The organism is Pseudoalteromonas aurantia (assembly GCF_005886875.1).
Classification (GTDB): domain Bacteria; phylum Pseudomonadota; class Gammaproteobacteria; order Enterobacterales; family Alteromonadaceae; genus Pseudoalteromonas; species Pseudoalteromonas aurantia_A.
The window spans coordinates 1-22,385 of sequence record NZ_PNBY01000075.1; the positions used below are offsets into that span (position 1 = coordinate 1).

Below are 22,385 nucleotides of genomic sequence, written 5' to 3' on the forward strand. Positions count from 1 at the left end.
TTAACGGGAACAAAGCGAATGCTAGGCCTTCTACTCGCTTCATATATTGCCAAACAATCATTCTTATCATTTTTGTTACCACGTACAAATGGGGTGACATGTTGTGCAGGAATTAAATTAACTTGATGACCAGAATTTAAGCATGCTCTGCCCCAGTAGTGAGAGGACGAACAAGCCTCCATAACGACTTCGCAAGGCGGTAAATTAAGGATTATTTCATGGAGTTTTACTCTAGAAACCCGCTTTGAGAAACAAGGTTTTCCGTGTTCATCAATTCCAAGAAATTGAAATACATTTTTTGCTAAATCGATGCTTAATATACTAACGTTATTCATGATGGATGCTCCTACTAACTATCGTTAAAAACACACCTTTAGTTTGGCGCATTGACGCCGATTTGGGAGTGTCTAATTCATCACCACAAGTAAATCGATTGTGACACGATGAGTAGTACATCTTTCCTTGATAAGATTCTGAATTTATGTATTTTCATGCTCTTGCCCTGTATTATTATGCCGTTCTGCAGGCTCATATGTTTTTAAGGAAAAAGTTATGTTACTCATAGGTGCATTTATATTAATTTTTATTGGTTTTGTTCATTCCTATCTCGGTGAAAAATACTTGCTGATCCGGCTATTTAAAAGAGATAACTTACCGAAATTACTTGGCAGTGATTGGTTTACTAAGCGCGTTTTAAGATTTGCTTGGCATTTAACAACGATAGCTTGGTGGGGCTTCGCAGCAATACTTTATTTCATATCTAGTCCGAGTAGCGTGCTCGTGCTGCGTTTTGAAATCCTGATAAGCATAGCAATTGTCTTTGCTGCTAGTGGCGTTATGTCCTTTATATTTTCTCGTGGAAAACACGTGTCATGGTTCTTCTTTTTCTGTGTGGCTGGTGTGAGCGTATTTTCTGCATTATAAACCTACTAAATCCAAATATATGGTTAAGTAAACAACAAATTTAAACTGATACCCACCCAAGATTGACTGTTTTTTCATTCATTGCTTATCTTTGATATTCAGCTTAAAAGATAGGCCGTTTCGAACGAAGACTGCGCGAAAAAGACAAGTCAGTTTAATTGATACCAAATACTATTATGGCATTTCACGTTCCGCTCGTTGTAAGGTGTCGGTAAGGTAACAAGGTAATCGTACGAACATAGAAGACGCTGGTTAGAAACACAATTTGCTTTGTATTAATATGTTTTTGCAAAGGTGATTGATAATACGCATATTGTGCTGTATCTGGATAATTTAAAAGTACTATACTTAAGTGATAAAGCTAAAATTAACAGGGGCATAAGCTATCTAGTGGGATCTTATTAACACATGAATATAAAAGTTACTGGTTTAAGGCTTAGACTATTAAGGTAACACTTTATTAAATACTCTAACCCTATAAACCCCCAAAAGGTGAAAGGCGGTATTGTCATATATTTATGTGCTTATGGGACCATTTTTGTATCTTTTGTGACCTTGTTGATTAAATTGCTAACTACTGATCAATTGTTCAGTTTTAACTTTGTTGCCAATATTTCGCCATACTTAGCCAACTTACTTTATATCCTTCAGTTTAATCATTGTTTTAGTATGTAGGTTAGTAAAATAACGAATTTTAAGCTTGTCACCCATTCATTTTTTAAAAATATACTAAAGTCCCAATAATAACTTAAAGAGAAAACTCAAGCGACTCCCCCCCCAAAGTTGATTGTTTTTTCGCTTAAACAGCCGAAGTATTATGACTTCGGCTTTTACCGTTTAAGCGGTTAGATTAATCTAGCCCTCTATTGCGTAGTAGCGCATCCGTTGTTGGCTTTCTGCCTCTAAAGCCTTCATAGGCTTCAAAGTAGTCCAAGGTATCACCGCGACTGTAAATAAACTTATAAAGGCGATCTGCGGTTTCTTTATCAAAGATGTCTTTCTTTTCTATAAAGGCATCAAAACCATCCGCATCCAATATTTCAGACCACATATATGCGTAATACGCTGACGAGTAACCGCCTGCAAAAATGTGTCCGAAATGTGTACTGCGGTGACGCATAACGATCTCTTCAGGCTTACCATAATCACTTAACACTTGATTTTCAAACTCACGTACATCTAAGTCTTTCACTTCTGTCATCTGGTGATAGGCCATATCGACTAAGGCAGAGGCTGTAAACTCAACGGTTGCAAATCCTTGATTGAAGGTACTTGCTTGCTTAATACGTGCTAGAAGATCAGCAGGCATTGGCTCATTTGTTTTATGGTGAAGCGCAAACTTTTTCAACATTTCAGGTTGCGCGATAAAATGCTCGAATAACTGAGCTGGGAATTCTACCCAGTCGCGCGGAACACTGGTACCGGCCAAAGTAGGGTATGTAACGTTTGATAATAAACCATGTAACCCATGACCAAATTCGTGGAATAAAGTCACCGCGTCTGAGTAGCTCATTAATGTCGCTTCCCCTTCGGCTGGCTTGTTTAGGTTCATATTGTTAACGATAATCGGCTTTACGTCACCGGCTAGTTTTTGCTGTTCTCGGAACGAATTCATCCAAGCCCCAGATTGCTTAGAAGATCGTGCATAATAATCACCAAAGAATAAGCCTACTGATTTACCCGCGCTATCTTTAACTTCCCATACTCTGACGACTGGGTTATAAACAGATATATCATTGCGTTCTTCAAAGGTCAGACCAAATAGGCGGTTGGCGACGTAAAATTTAGCTTCAAGCATATTCTCAAGTTCAAAATATTCGGCGATTTCACCTTGATCTAAATTAAACTTTTCTTTACGAACTTTTTCAGCATAGAAGCGCCAGTCCCAAGGCTCAAGTTTGTGCGTAGCACCTTCTTTGGCCATTATTTCTTTTATCCACTCGCGCTCTTGCTCAGCTTTTACAACAGCAGGCTCCCACACTTTAAGTAGCAAGTCCATTGCGGTTTCGGGCTTGCCTGCCATGGCGTTTGATAAAACGTATTCAGAGTGATGTTTGTAACCTAACAGTTGTGCGCGTTTAGCACGTAATTCGACCATTTCAACGATAATGCTTTTGTTGTCAAATTCATTGTCGTTGTCACCACGTTTTGTCCAACCATTAAAGGCCTGCTCTCTGAGATCTCGTCGTTCCGAAAACTGAAGAAAAGGCTGGACGCTTGCGCGATTGAGCGTGATCACATACTTACCTGGCATATCGTTTGCTTTAGCAGCTGCAGCGGCCGCATTTCGTTGTGCCGTTGATAAACCAGCCAAGTCAGACTCTTCAAGGACCAATTTAAAGGCACGAGAATCATTAAGGGCATTTTGGCCAAACTCGGTGGTGAGTGCAGAAATACGCTCGTTGATTGTTGCAAGCTCTGTACGCTGTTCTGGTGTTAAGTTTGCACCTGCGTGTATAAAGTCACGATGAATACGCTCTACTAAACGAGTTTGCTCTGCATTTAATTTATCTGCGCGTATTTGTTCTGAACGTAAATCTGACGAATTGCGATTGTTATGTACAGTTGAAACACGCTTGTATAAATTTTCATTCATACTAATTTCATTATAGTGGCGGGTTAACAGAGGAGAAACTTTGCGCTGCAAGGCTTGCATTTCGTCACTGGACTCAGTACTGGTTAGATTGAAAAATACACCGGATACACGAGAAAGTAGTGCGCCGGCTAGTTCCATTGATGCAATGGTATTGTCGAAATCAGCTGGCTGCTCGTTATTAACGATAGCGGCAATTTCTTTTTTGTGTTCAGCGATAGCCTTTTCGAAAGCGGGTAGAAAATGCTTGGTTTCAATTTGGTCAAATGGTGGAGCGCCAAAAGGAGTATTCCACTGCTGAAAAAAAGGGTTTTGTACGGTTGATGCTTCAACAGCAGCTACTTTGGTGTTTTGTGTTTGCTCAGGTTGCTTTGAACAGCCAGTCAATAGTAAACCGGCAGATATTGTTAAAGCTAAACGTGTTTTTATTAGCACTGTAAACCTCTTTTAATTTTGAGTTTTAATATGATGTAGGAACAACAGCATATGATATGTTATATTATATCAATTCTTTGTTTATTTCATCCCATAAAAACTGCCATTGGGCTCAATCAATGAGCTGTTGATAGTTTTCAAGTGTGATTAACAATAGAAGGTGATTACAAGATGCGCTGATTCAAGCCATGGGCATAAATGATCAGGGCGATATGTTTGCTCATACCGTGATTTAAATAATCATACGCATGGCTTTGTACTTAAGCAGCAATAGAGTACAGTAATAAAAAACGGTGCGCATGATGATGATACTTTTGCGAGTGGCGCACGCTGTTAAGTAACCCACAAATGCAAGCACCTTCATATGAGAACTAGATGAAGGTGCTTTATTTCATGTAATTAGGTGTATTAGATATAGCCTAATACATTACTTGGCGGCCAGTGTATTAAAAGTTTAGATTAACGCCAATATATCCTGTACGACCTAATATTGACCAGCCGTTATACCCGCCACGAGAAGTCGTCCAGTGATCGCCACCATTGTTATCTCTAATATTGTTGACACCAATATACACAGATGCAGTATCGCTTACTTGATAGTCCGCGCGGATATTGTGCACCCGAGAGTGAGCAGGCGAATCGCTATCACGAAAATCAAGCGATGCATCTTCGTTATAACGGCCGCTTGTTTTAAACTTAAACGTCCAACTTAACGTTAGGTCATCAAGGTTGTATTTAGTTACTAGATTTGATGCCCATTTAGGACGGCCTAATTCACCTGCGTCGTTGTCAGTTTCCGATGTGCCTTCAGCCAAATCTTGGGTAGTAGTCGAGTCTTCATACAATCTACTGGCTGCAAAAGTAAATGATAATGCATCCCATGTATAGTAAAGCTCAATATCGGTACCGCGTACTCGACCTTCGTCAAAATTTAAGCTTAGCGGCCGCACATACTCTACGTCACCATTGTCTTTACGTGTTACGAGATCGCAAAACATATTACTGATTGAATTTGGTGCGAGGTCCACACAGTTTTGCATAACATCTTGACCTCCAAACTCTGATATTTTGTCTTTTAATTTAATATCAAAGTAGTCTACAGAGACCGTTAGCCCGTTTAGTAGTGACGTTGGGGTATAAATTAAACCTACTGTTAGGGTATTTGCTTTTTCTTGTTTTAACTGCGGGTTGCCTGAGTTTCTGACCTGGCCTCGTGTGGTTTTTATATTTGAATTCCAACCTGCTGGGATACCATATAAAGCACAGTTTGCTTTACGGCGTCCATCGGCAGGGCCACCGTTGATGTTTGCTTCATCACATGGGTCATTGATAGTGCTGTAGCCAATACTTTCACCAGCATATAGCTCGTACAGTTGTGGCGCACGCACCGCCTGTGAAAAAATTGAACGCAAACGCACTTCTTCATTAAACGCCCAGTTTAATGCGAGCTTGGTACTTTCAAAGCGACTTTCGTTGGTAGAGTAATCGGCAATACGGTACGCGGCTTCTATTTCTACGAGTTCAGCAAAAGGCATGTCACTTAATACGGGAACCAACAATTCTACATAGGCTTCTTTTATATTACGACTGACATCTAGCGGTAGCTTTTTCGATGACAAATTACCAGAAGACCACAGCTCAGACGGGTCAAAGTGAATACCTTCATATCTGATATCTATCCCTGTACTCATTTGCATGGTACCTGCTGAAAGCTCATATACATCGCCAGATAAGTTTGCACTAAAGGCATGGTTAACGGAGTCGGTGGTCGCGATAAATGAATCAATGATGTAGTTAGTTAGGGCTTGAGACTGACGCTCAAAGGGAGAAAACGTAGGGCAGTTTGCTGCTTTAACGCATTCGCCTGCCACCTGCATTTGGCTATTTAACCTGTCTACTCTTAAAGAGGTATTGTTCTCCAGGTCATTCATTGATTTACCTGATGAAAAGTTTACATCCCAAAACCAATCGTCGTTGTACACGCCAGAAAATGTTAACGAAGAGCTGAAAAATTCACGCACGTTTTTGTGTTTTCTGCCACCGACTTCGTAAAATGTATGGTGAAAACCAATCCAGTCATCATCTTGGAAATTGTTTGTGAATGATGCAGGGGTATCAAAAGTGGCTTTAACGTCGGCCACTTGCATCCAAGCACGGGCAAAAGGTGGATCAATGACGTTATTAGATTCTGTTCTGGCAAGCGTTACGTCAAACGCCATATCAAAGCTATCAAATTGATGGGTGATAGAAGAAAACACATTAATACGTTAAAATGGGTCTTCTATGTTACCCCAGCGTGTACCGTCGTAGCCTTGCGCGGCGTCGACCAACCAGCCGTCGTACATATCTTTGTAGCGAGCTCGCAGTGCAACATCCTGACTTGCCTCGTCAAAATCGTACCAGTCGTAACCGCCATCGGTATTATTATAGACTGAGAAAATAGTTGCAGGGACGCCCCACGGAATTGGAGAAACATTTTTGACCCAAATTTTGTCGGGTTGTCCTTCGCCTCTGTTTGGGTTGGTAACGGAACGTTGATAGTTATAGGCTTTTTCACGGTCATTTTGTGTGAGCGCTGACTCTGATAGGTAATCGAACGCAACAGTAAAATTGCCATTATCGTCATTGAAATTAAGTCCATGGGTAATCGATAGGCTGCGTGTACTGTGTCCTCCGTCTTGTGTGCCTGACACATGCGCGTTTGCTTTGGTGCCTTCAAAGTCTTTTTGCAGAATAAAGTTCACCACTCCAGCAATGGCATCTGAGCCATAAATCGCCGAAGCGCCGCCGGTCATTACTTCAACACGCTCAATTAGCGAAGCGGGTATCGTCCCTACGTCTGCAAATAAACCTTGATAATCGGTTGAAACAGAAGGAGGCCGCTTACCATTCACTAAAACCAGTGTGCGTTCTTCGCCCATATTACGCAAATCAAGAATATTGAGACCAGAGTTCCCAAAAGAGTAGTTACCGGATGCAGAATCAAACCCATCAGCAAATTGCGGCAGACCGGTTAGGATGTCATTAACATTTTGCGCGCCGGTTAATTTTATGTCTTCGGCAGAAATCACCACAGTGGGAGAAGGCGCTTCGATGTTAATTCGCTTAATACGAGATCCCGTTACTACGATACGTTCTGGCTGTGTAGCGTCATCTGCGTTATGTGTATTTTTATCCTGCGCGATTACGCCAACGCTTGCAGAAGAAATCGCTAATGCAATGATGCTTTTACGCAATGTTATACGGGTTGAACCTGTGTTGTACATTGTATACCTCTTAGTATTTGTACTTATTGTTATGATATTTCTATTATATGAGCTTTGTTTGTTGCGCCACCCACGAGTCATTCAATGACAGCTTGCTGTCGTTTGAATATTGTATACAGTATATTAATTATAAGGGAAAACAAGTCCTTTAATTCGGTAATTGTTCAGATGAGTGGTAAGTAAACACAGGGGTTAATATTTTAAAGGTTGAGAGCTGCTCAGTTGTGCTTCAAAGATAACGAGATAAAGGTGATGCAAAAAGAACGTAAACACATCGTTTTAAGCATTAAATATGTTTAGATTTATGGGGCTGTTTGCCACCTTTTAAAGATGGCGGTTTGTGCTCTTGATGTTGCTATGACTTAGATTGATGACTGTTCGATGTAACGGGTTATTCGTGTTGTTGGTATTGAAATACGTCTTCTAATGGCAAGTTAAATACGCGAGCTATTTTAAATGCGACTTCAAGAGAGGGTGAGTATTTATTGGCTTCAATGGCCATTACCGTTTGCCGAGTTACGCCTATTTTTTCAGCCAATTGCTTTTGAGTCATCTCGTTGTTCATAAAGCGCAGTGTGCGAATTGAATTAGAAATAGCTCCGTTACTCATATATGTCTCCGGTACGACCTTTGTATAACTGGGCACTGTAATTGGCAATTTCAGCTAATAAAAACGCACTGACCATAATATGTAGCGGTAAAAAAGGTATGTTGTATTCAATAGATGGCCCAAAGCTTTGCGCCTCAGCTTGGTATTGAAAAATAGCGATGCAGATCCCAGCTTGCAAAATGTAAGCGGTATATTTATAGCCGACAAGGTTAATTTGTTTCTCTCGCACGTCGAGTGGCTGCGCTAGTTCATTGTCACTAACAACAGCCAATACAATGTAACTGATCACCATAATCGCAATGCTGTAAATGATCACTTGTAACAATAATTCAGATAGCCAAGTTGCAGAGGCAAGCTGTTCAGGCGTTGCGTAAAAAACACGCTGCAAATAAAAATAACCAATATATGTACTGGCCAGTAAATCGATGCTCAAGGTGAGCTCTCTAAAGCTGATACTTTGTAAAAACGCTTTAACTGCGGCTAAACGAGTCATATATTTATTACCCAAAGTCAAAAATAGTTAACATGACTGAGCATAGAATATTTGACCACACCATGTCAAATATTTTTTACTTTAGGTTAGCTTTACTATGCTTATATTCAGGCTATTAAACTATTCAAAATAGGCAATCCACGCTAAACGCTATCCGTATCAAAACGTTTGCTTAAGCATGGCCATCATGTCGGCAACTGATAGTTTATTGCTTTGGTCGTTTCCTGAAAGTAAAGTTTGCGCCAAATCTCTTTTATGTTGATGTAAAGCAAAAATTTTTTCTTCTATGGTGTCGCTTGCGATTAAACGGTAAATAGTCACTGGTCGCTGTTGGCCCATACGGTGAGCACGATCGCTTGCTTGCTCTTCAACTGCAGGGTTCCACCACGGATCCATATGAATAACATAGTCAGCGGCGGTGAGATTTAATCCTGAACCGCCTGCTTTTAAGCTGATCAAAAACACATCGCCATCACCTTGTTGAAACGCGTTGACTCGTTGTTGGCGTTGTTTATTTGGTGTACTGCCATCAAGGTACTGGTAGTGGACGCCTTTTGCGTCTAAGTGCTGTTTTATGAGTTGTAAGTGCCCCACGAACTGACTGAAAATTAGCGCTTTGTGATTATTTTCTTGTAGTTCGTCGAGTAACTTGTCGAGTGCGGCAAGTTTTGCGCTCGGGATGGTATTGTTGGCCAATACCAATGCGGGGTTACAACAGGCTTGGCGCAGTTTAATAAGTTCAGCAAGCATTTTAATCCTGTGTGCACCGGGTTGGTCTTGGCTTGATGACTGAGTGAGGTTGTCGATGGCACTTTGGCGCAATGCTTCATATAAGGCCATTTCTTCATCACTTAATTGCACTTTAACATTGATGTCGGTTCTAGTTGGTAATTCAGTTAATACTTGGTGTTTCATACGTCGTAAAATAAACGGTTTGATCAGGTTTTTAAGCTTGTTTTGTGCTTTTTTTGCTGCAATCGGATCATCTTTAATGGCTTCTATAGGAGTTGAGAATCGAGTGCTAAAGCGCTTTAAATTACCCAGTAACCCGGGGTTTACAAAGCGAAATAGACTCCAAAGTTCTGATAAATTATTTTCAATAGGGGTGCCTGTGGTGATCAGTTTAAAGTCGCCTTTTAACGCACATGCGGCGACCGAGCGTTCCGCCAGTGGATTTTTCAGCGCTTGAGCTTCATCGGCCACAATGGTTTGCCAGGTAAGTGATTGCAGCATCTCACTTTCGCGTTGCAGTAACCCATAGCTAATAACAACACAGTCAAACGGTTTAAGGGCGCTTAGCATGGCAGTGCGCTCGGGTGAGCTTTTTAGATCTGCCAGTAAGATCATGTTTATGCTGGGGGCAAATTTGCAGGCTTCTTGTATCCAATTGAAACACACTGAGGTTGGCGCTATCACCAAGCTTGGGCCGTCTTTTGCTCTATCTAATAATACTGCCAGTGCTTGTAATGTTTTACCTAGTCCCATATCGTCGGCAAGACAGGCACCTGCTCCCCAATGGGCCAGTCTCGAAGCCCAGTCAAACCCTTCAATTTGGTAATCTCGTAACGTCGCTTGTAAAGTATTGGGTAAGCTGGGTATTAGGGCATTGGCCTGATGCATTTTTTGATGCTGCTCGTCCCATGCATGTAGCGTTTTCATTCGCATACCTGTGGTTGCCTGCGAAACATGCTGACTGGCTAATGGGTGAAATTGTCCGCCATCTGTTGCTTCATTGAGTTTATCTAATCGTTGTTTTAGTTCATCGGATAATGCGAGCACTTGCTGATCATCTAAGGTAATAAAGCGACCATGTGCTTGGGCTGCAAGAGTGAGTAGGGTTTTGAGCTCTATTACTTGGCTATCATCAACTGACAGTTCGCCATTTAAGTCAAACCACTGGTTCTTTTTAGTCATTGCCAATTGTAGATGATGACTTTGCAACGATTTAGTCATCGTCATTTTTTTGCCTTTGGGCCAACGTAATTCAATGGGCACAGGACTGGGCGATAAACGTGAGAGTGATTCTAACTGCTCGAGCGCGTTAAACGCGCTTTGTAAGTCATCAAGTTGTAAACGGGTGTCTTGCATGGCTAAAAAAGCAGGGCAGTGTTGGTCAAGCAAGTCTAGATATATTTGCTCTTTCACTAAATCGCGAGAGGTGGCAACGCGTTTACCTTTTATCTCGGTAGTCATCTTTGCATTGCCTATACCGGGTTTTAAGGTTGGGCCATGTTCGCCAAAAGGCATCACGACGCAATTGAACGCAAGGCCATCATTAAATGGCTGAATATTAATAATAAGATCACTGTGGCTAGGGAGTGTTTCTAGGCCAGTATCTAACTCTGCAATATCAGATTGAATATTCAATAAAGGCGCAATGGCATTGACTCCGGCGAGCACTTTGTCTTTGGCACTGACGGGAATACTCAAGCCTTCTTCACCAATAATTTGAGTAACTTTTAAGTGCTCAGGAGAAAACACCGTTAACCGATATTGCTCTGGTGCGTGTTCAATTAACGAGTAGCTGTGTTGTGTATTGGTTTGTTGAGTGGGAATATCAGCAATGCTCAGCACAAGGTGTTCGCCTTGTTGTGTAATGAGTAACTCAGGCTCGGCTTCATGCAGCTCTATGGGTGTAAATAGATCATCTGCTATATACAAGTTTGGTGCAGCGCAGGCAGCTCTCAAAGCAGATAGGCCTTCCAGTGAATAAAGTGTTTTTGTACGCCATTGCTCCGTGCGGTTAATATGCGAGCACAATTGCTTATCGTGTTCTGATAAAAATGCAAATGCTTGTTGAGACTCATACAATCTTTGTAGTGCAATAGGCTTGCCTTTGCTCCAGCCAGACGCGTTTTGTGTTTGTTCACGTGCTGAAAAGCTAACCGTATAGGGGGTTATGTGCATGATCCAAATAAGCCGAGTGACTTTGACAGCACTGTGTTGGCTGGACGTATTTGAAGAGGGGGCCAACGCGATGAGTTTTTCAAGTGCCAGATCCCAACCGACCTTATGTTCTATGGCCGTAGTAAAGTCCATAATTGGGTGGGTATGTTCACGCTTCCCCTCGATTGATCCCAGTTGCTCTATGAGTGTGGCAAATAGGCCATAATTTGCTACTTTAAAAAAGGTATGTGCCTCAACTAGTTTAGCACAAGGCGAATAAATCTGATCAGACCAAATGATTGATAACGCCTCTAAATAGCTGAGTAAATGGGCGTAAAACACATGATGCTCTGTTAAAAATGCGTATTCTTGCAGTGACGATGTGTACGGCGTTGCCGTCGACAAACTGGATGTGGTGGCCAGTAAAAATTGACCAACATAATGGCTGTGGTCATGATTATGTTTATCGTGACTTTGGGCAAAAATATGCGCCTCCGCCGAGGTGAAATAACAGGGGTCGTGTCGGTTTGCTTGTATTAATAACGCGATGTTATAAAAAATACCGTACACGCCATTTAAATACTGGTTTTTTTTGCGGGCATATTTATTTTTGGCGACCAATGCATTGGCAAATAAACCAATGGCACGTTCAAGATCTCCAGTAAGTAATGCATTGAGCGCATTGAGCTGCAAGCCATAGCAGCTTTTATCGTTGGCGTTGACGATGTGTTGTAGGCTGTCTAAGCGACCTTGCAGTAGGTATTGTTCAGCCAATAAGTGCGACAGTGCGACGTGTTCAGGCTGGTGGCGATTAACCTGTTCGAGTAATGACAGCGGGTAAGCATTGGATGCGCCATGTTGGCGCAGCACATAAAACCAACACGCAAATGCTTGATATTGGACTGTGTCTGGAAGCGCCAAAAAATGGGTTAAATCGAACGGTACGAACGCCAATTCTATTAATATACGAGTACGCCGATAATCAATGTGTTGTGGGTTTTTATGGAGCTTAAGTAAGTTAATGACTTTGCGATGGTCATTTAAAAAATAAAAGTCACGAATGAGACGTTGTTCATCTTCTAATGTTTGCTCCCAATCGTACAGTTGCAGTACCGGTACCACTGCTTCACCCGCTTTTAAAATGGTCAAAAATACATCATTAGCGATGGCATCCTGCGTAAGCCTGTTATGGAGTAAATAGGTTAGTTTAATGTCACCTTTGTTAACATTGACAAAGCCTTGTTTTCGCCAATTACTTAATATAGTAGATGAAATACGTTCAAAGGGGGCGGTGTCTTCTGTGTCTAACTGTATCGTAAGTTGTTTTAGCAGTTTATTTAAATGTCCCAAAGAAATAGGTTTATAAATCACAGCAAGTACAGTAAAAGCCCATTGCTGAAAAGGAGGTAAAGATAAAAACTGCTGATATCTGGTATCAATTTCTAAAGGCAACTGAGCTGTGATTTTCATAAATTTTTCTAGGGTCGAGTCACTAAGTAAGGGTGGTAATTTAACACATAATTCAGTTGCTTAAATAGAAGGTTGCGTTGTTAATGTCAGTTAGTTAAATTCTAGGTGAAAGCCCTCATGTTGAAGAACATATTGAAGCAATCACGAAACGCTAGCTGTAATAATAGCCGGGTAAAAAGATATGATACTTTGCTGGTAAATGACGAGAACGAATGGAAAAACTTTATTTTTTGCCCGGTACTATGTGTACCAAAGCGTTATGGCAACATCTAGAATTGACGCTAAAAAACCAGTTTGAGTTAGTGTATTTAGGGATACCCAATGGAATGGGGTTGAAAGAGCTGGTTACATATTACGAAATGATTTTTGATACAGAAGCAGTCAATTTGGTAGGCTTTTCTATGGGCGGCTATATCGCAGCGTATTTACAATGTGCTTTAGAGCATAAGGTAAAACGGTCACTGATAATTTCTAACACCCCCTCGGTGTTACCTGACTATGAAATTAAACAGCGTTTTCATTCTCTAAAACTCATTGCAGAGCACGGCTATAATGGATTATCTGATGCTAGAGCACGTGTACTGTTAGGTGCGTCAACTAGTACTCAAACGATGATAAATGTATTGCTAGATATGGATGCGTCATTAGGTAAAGAAGTACTGATTAGCCAGTATACCCACATGACCAAGCGTGAAGACTTGTATGAACCGTTGTGTATAAACCACACACCGACGCTATTTTATTGTTCACCAAATGATCCATTAATTGATCCATCGTGGTTAACAGGGTTATGTGCTGTCAATGAACACGTAGCAGTGCGCTGGTCAACCGGTGATGGACATATGTTACCACTAGAAACACCTAATGAATTATCTAAGGTTATTATCGATTGGTTTAGCTAATATTTTCAATTAATTAAATTGAGTGGTATTGATGATTTATCATGGTAAAGTTAAACGAGTTAATTGTGTGGTATTATTAACTCGTCATATCATCTAAAGCTTTTAGGCCTATAACTGTGTTCTACATTAACCAGTACAAACCATAGCCTACACCCAGTGCAGGAATAGCGGAGTAACAGGTGGCTAATATTGCTGCTTTGGGTGCCATAGCGATTGCAGGAAAGAGGGCATCTCCATCATTGGATATCGCATTCCCCGCGAGTGCGCTAAAAGGAATGATCCCTTGAATGTATAATGTGGTAACAACGATTTGTGGTCCACAACCAGGTAGCAGACCAATAAGCACAGCAATTAGTGGAGCAAATACGGCAAACTCACTGAACCATTGTCTTAAATCGAGCCCAAATAGGGTGACAGCAAGCTCATACAGCATAAAACTGGCCACAACCCAAGCAGTCACAAAGTGAGTATCTTGCAGTACGCGTGCGAATTTTGAGGGAGGTTCAAATTCTTCATCTTCTGCTGTAATTTGCTTATACGTTTTTCCTTCAGATGAAAGCGCCCATACGAGTACTGCAAATATTGCCATGGCGGCGCCAACAAGGGTAATTGAGTGTTCAAACTCCCCCAAATCAACATTGAACGCAATCAAAAAAGCGATAACTAAACTGGGAAGCAGCGCAATTTTCCACACTTTTGTACTCGCAACAACCATGGTACTTGGCTTAGTACACTCGTGAGGCTGCACATGTTGCTCGTCGGGCTGACAAAACTCTTGTTTGTGAATTGCGTTGACGATAAGTCCGCTGATGATCCCAACGCCGACCCCAATCCCAATGATCAACAGGCCTTCTAACGGTTTATTAGCCAATAATAAAAAAGCGGCATCTCCCATTGTTGCGGTTAGAACTGCCACAATAGACGCAAAGCTTGCTTGACGTTTAGTAAATTGTGTTACGACAATAATTGCCCCTCCACAGCCAGGAAGTGCGCCTAAAACTGCAGCGAAAACTATCTCTAAGGTGGGGGATTTAGCTTTTAAGTAACTTAATTCCAACTGAGGTAGTTTATCGACAAGGTAGTAATAAATGAACAATGTGCCAGCAACAAACACGCTGACCTGAAAAAATGCATCCGCAAGTGTTGGTAAAGTTATCGTTCTTATTGGTTCATAAGCGAGCGCTAGTACCAAAAAAAACGGCAACAATAAACGTTTGTTCGTCAGCTGTGTGCTTAGTAAATTTGCTAAGCGGGAAGGGGAATTGGCAGATTGTGAGAGCATAAAGTGCAACCAGTTAATAAACTCAGTTGCACTTTAGGGTTTTTCTAAATGAAAAGCAATATCATTTGCATTTATTTTCTCTTAAACTCAGAGGTAGCCTTCCACTGTGGCCATGTTTCTTGCTGAGAGATGTCATATCCGACCTGATAGAATAGTTGCAGATCTTGCACTGCTCCTGTTAAATCCCATTCGTCACGATAGCGATCACATGGTTGGTGGTAGCAGCCAGTAAGTACAAGGCTCATACGCTTACGGTAGTTAGCCGTAGCATCATCTATTGCTTGCGTACCACCACCAGCATACATGGCTGGTACACCCATATTGGCAAATGCAAAGTGATCTGAACGGTAGTAGCCACCTGATGCTGGTTTAGGATCACCAGATACAACACGGCCTTGAGCTTTAGCCGCCACGGTTAACATATCATCGAGGTCTGATTTACCAATACCCACAACACTGATGTCTTTTACACGTCCCAGTAGGTTTAAACTATCCATATTGATGTTAGCGACCGTTTGTTTTGCTGGGATCACCGGGTTTGATGCATAGTATTTAGAACCCAGTAGGCCTTGCTCTTCGGCTGTTACGGCTAAAAAGGTCATGGAGCGTTCTGGACGAGCAGGTAATTTAGCAAATGCTTCTGCTACTTCAATCATACCGCCGGTACCTGTCGCATTATCATGTGCGCCATTGTAAATCTGATCACCTTTACGGTTTTTATCAGTGCCTAAGTGATCCCAGTGCGCGGAATAGATAATATGCTCGTCGGGCTTTTTACTACCAGGCAACGTCGCAATGAAGTTATACGAGGTCGATGTTTTGATTTTACTTTTAACAGTAACTGATGCCGTTAGATCGCCCATATCTACGTGGTAGCTACCTTTTGCTGCGTTCGCTTTAACGGTAGAAAACTTTAAGCCTGCCTTGTTAAATAGCTCTTTCGCGACATCGACTGTTACCCAGCCTTCGACAGCGACACGATCCATGTTTTTATTGGCTTTTTGAAAACCAAATTGCTCACCACTCCATGAGTTTTCAACTACGCTCCACGGGTAAGATGCGGGTGCAGTTTCGTGTATGATAATGGCACCCGCGGCACCTTGACGGCTTGCTTCTTCATACTTGTAAGTCCAGCGGCCATAATACGTCATGGCTTCACCCGTAAACATGTTTGGATCTTTGGTTGCAAAGCCTGGATCGTTTACCAGCATGACCACAGTTTTACCAGTAACATCAATACCTTCATAGTCATTCCAGTTATACTCTGGGGCGTTAACGCCATAGCCTACAAATACTAATTCAGAATTATTAATCGATTCAAGTGGACTGATCCGGCTGGTACCCATCACCATTTCTTTTTTATATAGGTACTTTTTGCCACCAATATCAAGAGTCATTTTAGAGTCTGCTTCAATAGAAACTAAGTCAACTTCTTGTAAAAAGCTATCGCCATTACCTGGCTCATAACCCAGTGATTTGAAGTGTTTAGTCAAATAAGCAAGGGTAAGTTCTTCACCTTTTGATGACGGAGCACGGCCTCCGAACTCATCAGACGCGAGCGTTTTAATGTGTTCAGCTAACTGTTCTTTGTTGATACTGTTATAGGCAGACTGCACGTCCTCTTTTGTATTAGTTGTTGTCATACAACCACTTAGCACGGCTACGGTGAGTGCGCTGAGAGTCATTTTAAGTTTCATAGTGCTTCTTTTGTTATAAGTATTAAAATCTCTTTATTATAAACATAATTGGGCTGTTTTTTCGAGTAACTGCGATAGTTCACCGCGGAGTGATTGGAGCCACAGCTGACTTCAGGTAAACTAATGAAAATATTTTAAAATGTTTACAGAATGAAGAAATTTACCCCCCCTGAGCAGTTTCAACCTTCTTTTTTAGTCAGTGGTGCATTTGCGCATTTAAATCATTTGTTTAAATTAAACACTCATAATGATTGGCCTGACTTTGCATGGCTGAATCGTTTAAATAACATAAAAAACAGTCAAGGGTTGGCGGTAAAATTTGAGCCTGATCCATTGTTTCAGGATGAGGAGCGTTATTACGAACAAATAATATACGAAACAGGTCGGATCCCAACCAGAGAGCAGAACTGGCATGACTTATTTGGTGCGATGATCTGGTGTTTGTTCCCTAAAACAAAGGCATTACTGAATAAGCGCCACATAGATGAAATTAATCAACATGGTCTAAAGCAACGTAGTAGACATCGCAATGCATTAACCTTATTTGATGAATGTGGGGTGGTGTTAGCAATAACAGACGATACTGTGCAAGCGCAGTTAAGAGCGCATAATTGGCAATCTGTTTTTGTTGAGCGCCGCATACAGTGGGGTGAAATCATTCACCCCTTTATTTTTGGCCATGCAAATTATGAAATGTTAACACAACCGTTTATTGGGTTAACAGGAAAAGTGCTGTGTATTAAAGTAGAGACCAGTTTTGCAGCACTTTCTGTGCAAGAACAATATGTGGTGTTAGATGATTTACTTTGTGAGCAGATAACCGAGCAAGGGGTACTTGATGACAATAAGCAGATGTCACCATTGCCGTTATTAGGTGTGCCTACTTGGTATGATGATAATAAAAATCCACAATTTTATGATAATACGGATTACTTTAGGGTAAAAAGAGTGTCTAAAAAGGAGTTCTGATGATCACAGTTAATACGCTTGCTAAGCGCTTCAAGCTGAATAAAGAACATAAAAAACAAAAGCAACGCACTGACGTGCGTGAACACGATGGCCATTTCCACTCTGTTAAAGATGTGAGTTTCCAGTGTGGTTACGGTGAAGTGTTAGGGTTACTTGGGCCAAATGGTGCAGGGAAAACAACCACGCTACGTATGTTATCGACTGCACTTACACCAGATAAAGGCGAGATCGCCATTGATGGTATAGACATCATTAAATATCCCCTAAAGGGTCGAAAAGCAATAGGATTTTTATCTGGGACAACTGGATTATATGGGCGTTTGACGGCACGTGAGAATATTGAATACTTCGGTAAACTCCATGGCCTTAAAGGCAATGTGCTTAAGCAAAAGTGTGAAGCGCTATTTACAATGCTTGATATGACATCGTTTTTAGATAAGCGTGCTGAACATTTGTCTACAGGGATGAAACAAAAAACCAATATTGCGAGAGCGGTTGTTCATAACCCAAAAGTCGTTATCTTAGACGAACCAACCACTGGGCTTGATATAATGACGACGCAAACAGTCATTGCTTTTATTCGCACATTAAAAAAGCAGGGTACCTCCGTCATTTTCTCAACGCACCACCTTGATGAAGTCGCCTTGTTGTGCGACAAACTTGCCGTCATAGATAATGGGGTTAGTTGCTTTGACGGTACGGTTGATGAGTTTAAATTACGGGGTGAAAGTAATGAATTAAACCAAGCATTTCTTAATTTATTGGATGAGCGTCGTCATGTTTGAAGTATTTAAAAAGGAAATTCTTGAGCTGTTAAGGGATCGAAAGACACTGTTTTTCATTATCGCATTACCTATGCTGGTGTTTCCTATCATTATTGCACTGGTTGCGTTTTTGACATCTCAAGCTGGCTTAAAAGCGGAGCAACAAGTTCATACCTATTACATCGTAAACGATGAGTATGCTGAAGCGTTTTCTGAGCAGGTTTTTTATCATAAAAGCTTTAAAAAATATCAAGGAGATTTAAAGCTTGACTCAGTACATGCGTTATCTAAAGCTGTGAAACTTGGTCAAATTGATGTGGGAATATTTATAGACAGTGACCCCCGTGAGTCGATAAAAATAGGTCAGCAAAGTGAGTGGAAAGTGGTGTTCAACGATGCCAAAGCGATTAACTTTACCTTTAATCGAATTAATGAATTAGCCAACACCTCATCACACGCGGTACGATCCAACGCGTTACTTGAATTAGGCGTCGAGCCTGAGCGTCAGCAGGCGGTGTTAAAGCCAATTGTTATTAGTAAGGTTGATACTGCGGATAAACGAGAAAATTACGGTGAAAAGCTAGGGGCATTCATCCCGTATTTATTATTACCTTTGGTATTAATGGGGGCAAGTTATCCGGCAATCGACTTGGGGGCCGGGGAAAAAGAAAGAGGGACACTCGAAACGTTGCTGTTAACACCGGTGACGCGCTCAGAGCTCGTATTAGGTAAGTTTTTTACGGTATTAGCCAGTTCCATAGCCTGTACGTTAATAACGGTTGCTAGTTTGGCCATCTGGGTAAGTATTGCGACTCGGTTTATAAGTATTGATGTGATAACAACCGCATTTTCCAGTGTGACAAGTTGGGATTTTTTATTGATATTTGCTTTGTTACTGCCGGTTGCAGCTATGTTATCTTCGTTGGTACTGGCGATTTCAATTTATGCTCGTACCTTTAAAGAAGCACAAAACTATATGGCACCATTGAGTATGGGGATTTTTGTTCCTATCGTGATTTCACTATTACCTAATATGGAACTGGATACAACGACCGCATTGATCCCAATAACAAACGTAGCATTGGCCATAAAAGAGATAGTAAAAGGCACAGTAGACTATGGATTTATTGGTCTTATTTTTATAGCGTCAGCTGCCTTAGCAGCTTTACTCCTGATATGTTGCGTCAGGTGGTTTAACAAAGAAACGGTATTGTTTAGATAAAAGCTTAGATAATAAGTTAAATAAAAATATTGGTTAATCAAAAGTTTATTTTTGAGCGCGTTCAATTACTTTAGGTGAACGCGCTTATTTATATTTATGCTGCTTGACTTGCTTTATTCTCTGGTGGTCTTGCGAGCTCAACAGTATGTAGGACATGTTGAATATCAGACCAGTGTAATAGCTCTATTCTGCCGTCTTTATTTTCTACCAAAGCCGTGCAGTTTTCTATCCAGTCGCCATCATTACAATAAACGATACCATCAGACACTTTTAGCGCAGGCTGATGAATATGACCGCAGATGATCCCATCGACGCCTTGTTTTTTAGCTTCATGAATGGCTGCAGCTTCAAATGCTGCGATGGCCTCTTTCGCTTTATGTACGCGGTTTTTAATCCATGAGGCTAACGACCAGTAATGACCGCCGTAAATCCGCCTGATACGGTTAGTCCATCGATTTAGGAACAGGAGAAAGTCGTATCCCGCATCGCCAGCAATACTTATCAGCTTGTTGTACCGAGTTGCTGAATCAAAATCGTCACCGTGTAACAACAAAAAACGTTTTCCCGCAGAGGTAGTATGAATAAAGGTTCTATGTACTTCGACATTAAACAATGAGCGGCCAACATAGTGACGAAATGTTTCATCATGATTGCCTGGAATGTATATGACTCTAGTACCGGATTCAGCTTTAGCCTGGATGCATTCAAGTACTTTATAATGACTTGGCTCCCAATAAAATTGGCGCTTCATAGACCACAGGTCAACGATGTCTCCAACTAAATACAGCACATCACAATTGGTTCGATTTAGAAAGTCGAGTAAGTAATCCGCTTTACAATCTTTATAGCCAAGGTGGAGATCTGATATCCAAATGCTAGGGTAATATATCGTTTTCATTAGCCTTTATCTCTAGCGTAATAAGACTCAGCTTAGTTATTGATAGTGACAGTAAAGCGACGACAATAAGAAGAGATTGTGACAAGGAGGTGTTGTAAAAGGGGAAGTGAAGGTTGGTAACATTAAAAGTGGTGAACTAAATCACCACTTTCAATGTACTTGGTTTATTTAAACCAAATCTTAGTTAGCATTAATTGCATTACAGATCTCTGTAACAGCTTGGTCAATGTCTAACATCAGTTTTTTACCAGTACGACGATTCTTTAATTCAACTTGGTTATTATCTAGGTTACGTTCACCAATAACCAATGTATAAGGTACACCGAGGAGCTCCATGTCGTTGAACATGACACCGGGACGCTCTTTACGGTCGTCAAACAATACATCGATCCCTGCTGCCTTAAACTCGTTATATAACTTATCAGCAATATCTGGAATACGATGCGATTTATGCATGTTCATTGGTACAATTGCTAATGTGAATGGGGCAAGTGCGGTTGGCCATTTTATGCCGTAGTCATCATTGTTTTGTTCAATGGCAGCTGCAACAATACGAGATACACCAATACCGTAACATCCCATAGTTAGCATTTGATTTTTGCCATTTTCACCGAGTACGCCAGCATTCATACTTTCTGAGTACTTTGTACCAAGTTGGAAAATATGACCGACTTCAACACCACGCATAATCTGTAGTACGCCTTTACCACATGGGCTAGGATCGCCTTCTACCACATTACGAATGTCAGCAACGGTAAAATCTGTTACATCGCGATCCCAGTTAACACCGCTATAATGTTCACCGTCTTTGTTAGCGCCAGCAACAAAGTCAGCCATAATTGCAGCACTGTGGTCAACAATAACCGGTATATTTAAGCCTACAGGACCCAGTGAGCCAGGCTTGGCGCCAATTGCTGCAATGATATCGGCTTCTTTTGCCAGTTCAAGTGGCGAATGCACGAGTTCATGTGCTTGTGCTTTGAGTTCATTAAGAGAATGATCACCACGCACGACTAAGGCAACTAAACCGCGTTGCTCATTTTCATCAGCGGCACCATAAACAATAATGGTTTTAACACCGCGGTGTGGCTTAACACCGTGTTTGGCTTTTAATTGCTCAATGGTACTTGCTTCAGGTGTAGCAAATGTATTGAGTGTTTTTGATGCCTCAGCGCGTGTTTCAGTTGGCGCTAATGCTTCTGCTTTTTCAATATTAGCCGCGTAGTCACTGCCATCACTGAACGCAATTGCATCTTCACCAGACTCTGCTAATACGTGGAATTCATGCGATACACTGCCGCCAATAGAGCCTGTATCAGCAATTACTGGGCGGTAGTCCAAGCCCAAACGCTCAAAAATATTGCAGTACGCTTGGTGCATACGCTCATATGTTGCAGATAAACAGTCTTCACTCAAATGGAAAGAGTAGGCGTCTTTCATGGTGAATTCACGTGCACGCATTACACCAAAACGCGGTCGAACTTCGTCACGCACTTTGGTTTGTACTTGGTACAAAGTGATCGGGAGCTGTTTGTAGCTATTGATTTCTTTGCGAACAAAGTCGGTGATCACTTCTTCGTGTGTAGGACCTAGCGCGAAAGGGCGATTGTTACGATCTGAGATGCGTAATAATTCAGGACCAAACTGATCCCAGCGACCCGACTCTTGCCACAGGTCAGCAGGCTGGATCACAGGCATTAACATTTCAATTGCCCCCGCTTTATCCATTTCTTCACGCACGACTTTTTCAACATTGCGTAAAACCTTTAGACCAGATGGAAGCCAAGTGTAAAGGCCTGAAGCCAATTTGCGGATCATACCCGCTCTAAGCATAAGCTGATGGCTGATAATTTCAGCATCTGACGGCGTCTCTTTAAGAGTCGCTAAAATGTATTGACTAGTACGCATGGTTGTTCCGTTCGTAATATAGTTATTTTTCGTAGTAATTCCGCGTAGTTTAACAGTGCTAGCGGT

At 41.4% G+C, this 22,385-nt stretch carries 16 protein-coding genes; 5 read left to right on the forward strand and 11 right to left on the reverse strand.

The window, feature by feature from the left end; genetic code table 11:
• A partial coding sequence (locus CWC18_RS15570) for an IS110 family transposase (RefSeq protein WP_138675636.1) occupies positions 1–335 on the reverse strand: 335 nt, incomplete at its 3' end.
• A 217-nt stretch (positions 336–552) separates the two neighbouring features.
• Between CWC18_RS15570 and CWC18_RS15575 the strand changes: the two genes are divergently transcribed.
• A complete protein-coding gene (locus CWC18_RS15575; RefSeq protein WP_138675637.1) occupies positions 553–924 on the forward strand; it encodes a hypothetical protein in 372 nt (123 codons plus the stop codon).
• An 850-nt stretch (positions 925–1,774) separates the two neighbouring features.
• Here the strand turns inward: CWC18_RS15575 and CWC18_RS15580 are convergent.
• The 6 genes from CWC18_RS15580 to CWC18_RS15605 form a co-directional block, all read right to left on the reverse strand.
• Positions 1,775–3,952: a M3 family metallopeptidase gene (locus CWC18_RS15580; protein ID WP_138675638.1), complete on the reverse strand. Its 2,178-nt coding sequence runs from the start codon at positions 3,950–3,952 to the stop codon at positions 1,775–1,777.
• 446 nt (positions 3,953–4,398) lie between these two features.
• Entirely contained in the window at positions 4,399–6,210 is a 1,812-nt protein-coding gene (locus CWC18_RS15585; protein ID WP_138675639.1) for a TonB-dependent receptor domain-containing protein, read from the reverse strand.
• Positions 6,211–6,219: 9 nt separating this feature from the next.
• Positions 6,220–7,218, reverse strand: coding sequence for a TonB-dependent receptor plug domain-containing protein (locus CWC18_RS15590; protein WP_171041129.1), 999 nt, complete (start codon positions 7,216–7,218; stop codon positions 6,220–6,222).
• Between the two features lie 391 nt (positions 7,219–7,609).
• The gene (locus tag CWC18_RS15595; protein ID WP_138593561.1) at positions 7,610–7,828 is read right to left on the reverse strand and encodes a helix-turn-helix transcriptional regulator; all 219 of its coding nucleotides are present in this window, start codon (positions 7,826–7,828) and stop codon (positions 7,610–7,612) included.
• Complete coding sequence (locus CWC18_RS15600) at positions 7,821–8,321, reverse strand: hypothetical protein (protein WP_138675641.1); 501 nt, start codon at positions 8,319–8,321, stop codon at positions 7,821–7,823. Before CWC18_RS15600 ends, CWC18_RS15595 begins: the two co-directional genes overlap by 8 nt.
• Positions 8,322–8,480: 159 nt before the next feature.
• Positions 8,481–12,677 carry a DEAD/DEAH box helicase gene (locus tag CWC18_RS15605; protein ID WP_138593563.1) on the reverse strand — a complete coding sequence of 1,399 codons (4,197 nt, stop codon included), beginning with the start codon at positions 12,675–12,677 and terminating at the stop codon, positions 8,481–8,483.
• Positions 12,678–12,889: 212 nt separating this feature from the next.
• Between CWC18_RS15605 and CWC18_RS15610 the strand changes: the two genes are divergently transcribed.
• Positions 12,890–13,579, forward strand: coding sequence for an alpha/beta fold hydrolase (locus CWC18_RS15610; RefSeq protein WP_138593564.1), 690 nt, complete (start codon positions 12,890–12,892; stop codon positions 13,577–13,579).
• A 121-nt stretch (positions 13,580–13,700) separates the two neighbouring features.
• Here CWC18_RS15610 and CWC18_RS15615 read toward each other — a convergent pair whose 3' ends face one another.
• The gene (locus CWC18_RS15615; RefSeq protein WP_138675642.1) at positions 13,701–14,861 is read right to left on the reverse strand and encodes a putative manganese transporter; all 1,161 of its coding nucleotides are present in this window, start codon (positions 14,859–14,861) and stop codon (positions 13,701–13,703) included.
• Positions 14,862–14,932: 71 nt separating this feature from the next.
• On the reverse strand, positions 14,933–16,558 hold the full coding sequence (locus CWC18_RS15620) for a M28 family metallopeptidase (protein ID WP_138675643.1): 1,626 nt from the start codon (positions 16,556–16,558) through the stop codon (positions 14,933–14,935).
• A gap of 150 nt (positions 16,559–16,708) precedes the next feature.
• Between CWC18_RS15620 and CWC18_RS15625 the strand changes: the two genes are divergently transcribed.
• The 3 genes from CWC18_RS15625 to CWC18_RS15635 are packed head-to-tail and all read left to right on the forward strand — an operon-like array spanning position 16,709 to position 19,513.
• Positions 16,709–17,527: a DUF3025 domain-containing protein gene (locus CWC18_RS15625; protein ID WP_138593567.1), complete on the forward strand. Its 819-nt coding sequence runs from the start codon at positions 16,709–16,711 to the stop codon at positions 17,525–17,527.
• Positions 17,527–18,312 (forward strand): ABC transporter ATP-binding protein, encoded by a 786-nt coding sequence (locus tag CWC18_RS15630; RefSeq protein ID WP_138675644.1) that lies wholly within the window; start codon positions 17,527–17,529, stop codon positions 18,310–18,312. The genes CWC18_RS15625 and CWC18_RS15630 overlap by 1 nt, the downstream gene beginning before the upstream one ends.
• Positions 18,305–19,513 (forward strand): ABC transporter permease, encoded by a 1,209-nt coding sequence (locus tag CWC18_RS15635; protein ID WP_138675645.1) that lies wholly within the window; start codon positions 18,305–18,307, stop codon positions 19,511–19,513. The genes CWC18_RS15630 and CWC18_RS15635 overlap by 8 nt, the downstream gene beginning before the upstream one ends.
• Before the next feature lie 94 nt (positions 19,514–19,607).
• Here the strand turns inward: CWC18_RS15635 and CWC18_RS15640 are convergent, their stop codons facing one another.
• Positions 19,608–20,411, reverse strand: a complete 804-nt coding sequence (locus CWC18_RS15640) for a UDP-2,3-diacylglucosamine diphosphatase (RefSeq protein WP_138593570.1) — start codon at positions 20,409–20,411, stop codon at positions 19,608–19,610.
• Positions 20,412–20,591: 180 nt separating this feature from the next.
• The gene (locus tag CWC18_RS15645; RefSeq protein ID WP_138593571.1) at positions 20,592–22,319 is read right to left on the reverse strand and encodes a proline--tRNA ligase; all 1,728 of its coding nucleotides are present in this window, start codon (positions 22,317–22,319) and stop codon (positions 20,592–20,594) included.
• Positions 22,320–22,385: the final 66 nt, after the last annotated feature.

What these genes read in the sequence shown, in the direction of transcription:
- CWC18_RS15575 (WP_138675637.1), top strand. Translation starts at nt 553, where the DNA reads ATGTTACTCATAGGTGCATTTATATTAATTTTTATTGGTTTTGTTCAT.
- CWC18_RS15590 (WP_171041129.1), bottom strand. Translation starts at nt 7,218, where the DNA reads ATGTACAACACAGGTTCAACCCGTATAACATTGCGTAAAAGCATCATT.
- CWC18_RS15595 (WP_138593561.1), bottom strand. Translation starts at nt 7,828, where the DNA reads ATGAGTAACGGAGCTATTTCTAATTCAATTCGCACACTGCGCTTTATG.
- CWC18_RS15600 (WP_138675641.1), bottom strand. Translation starts at nt 8,321, where the DNA reads ATGACTCGTTTAGCCGCAGTTAAAGCGTTTTTACAAAGTATCAGCTTT.
- CWC18_RS15605 (WP_138593563.1), bottom strand. Translation starts at nt 12,677, where the DNA reads ATGAAAATCACAGCTCAGTTGCCTTTAGAAATTGATACCAGATATCAG.
- CWC18_RS15610 (WP_138593564.1), top strand. Translation starts at nt 12,890, where the DNA reads ATGGAAAAACTTTATTTTTTGCCCGGTACTATGTGTACCAAAGCGTTA.
- CWC18_RS15615 (WP_138675642.1), bottom strand. Translation starts at nt 14,861, where the DNA reads ATGCTCTCACAATCTGCCAATTCCCCTTCCCGCTTAGCAAATTTACTA.
- CWC18_RS15620 (WP_138675643.1), bottom strand. Translation starts at nt 16,558, where the DNA reads ATGAAACTTAAAATGACTCTCAGCGCACTCACCGTAGCCGTGCTAAGT.
- CWC18_RS15625 (WP_138593567.1), top strand. Translation starts at nt 16,709, where the DNA reads ATGAAGAAATTTACCCCCCCTGAGCAGTTTCAACCTTCTTTTTTAGTC.
- CWC18_RS15630 (WP_138675644.1), top strand. Translation starts at nt 17,527, where the DNA reads ATGATCACAGTTAATACGCTTGCTAAGCGCTTCAAGCTGAATAAAGAA.
- CWC18_RS15635 (WP_138675645.1), top strand. Translation starts at nt 18,305, where the DNA reads ATGTTTGAAGTATTTAAAAAGGAAATTCTTGAGCTGTTAAGGGATCGA.
- CWC18_RS15640 (WP_138593570.1), bottom strand. Translation starts at nt 20,411, where the DNA reads ATGAAAACGATATATTACCCTAGCATTTGGATATCAGATCTCCACCTT.
- CWC18_RS15645 (WP_138593571.1), bottom strand. Translation starts at nt 22,319, where the DNA reads ATGCGTACTAGTCAATACATTTTAGCGACTCTTAAAGAGACGCCGTCA.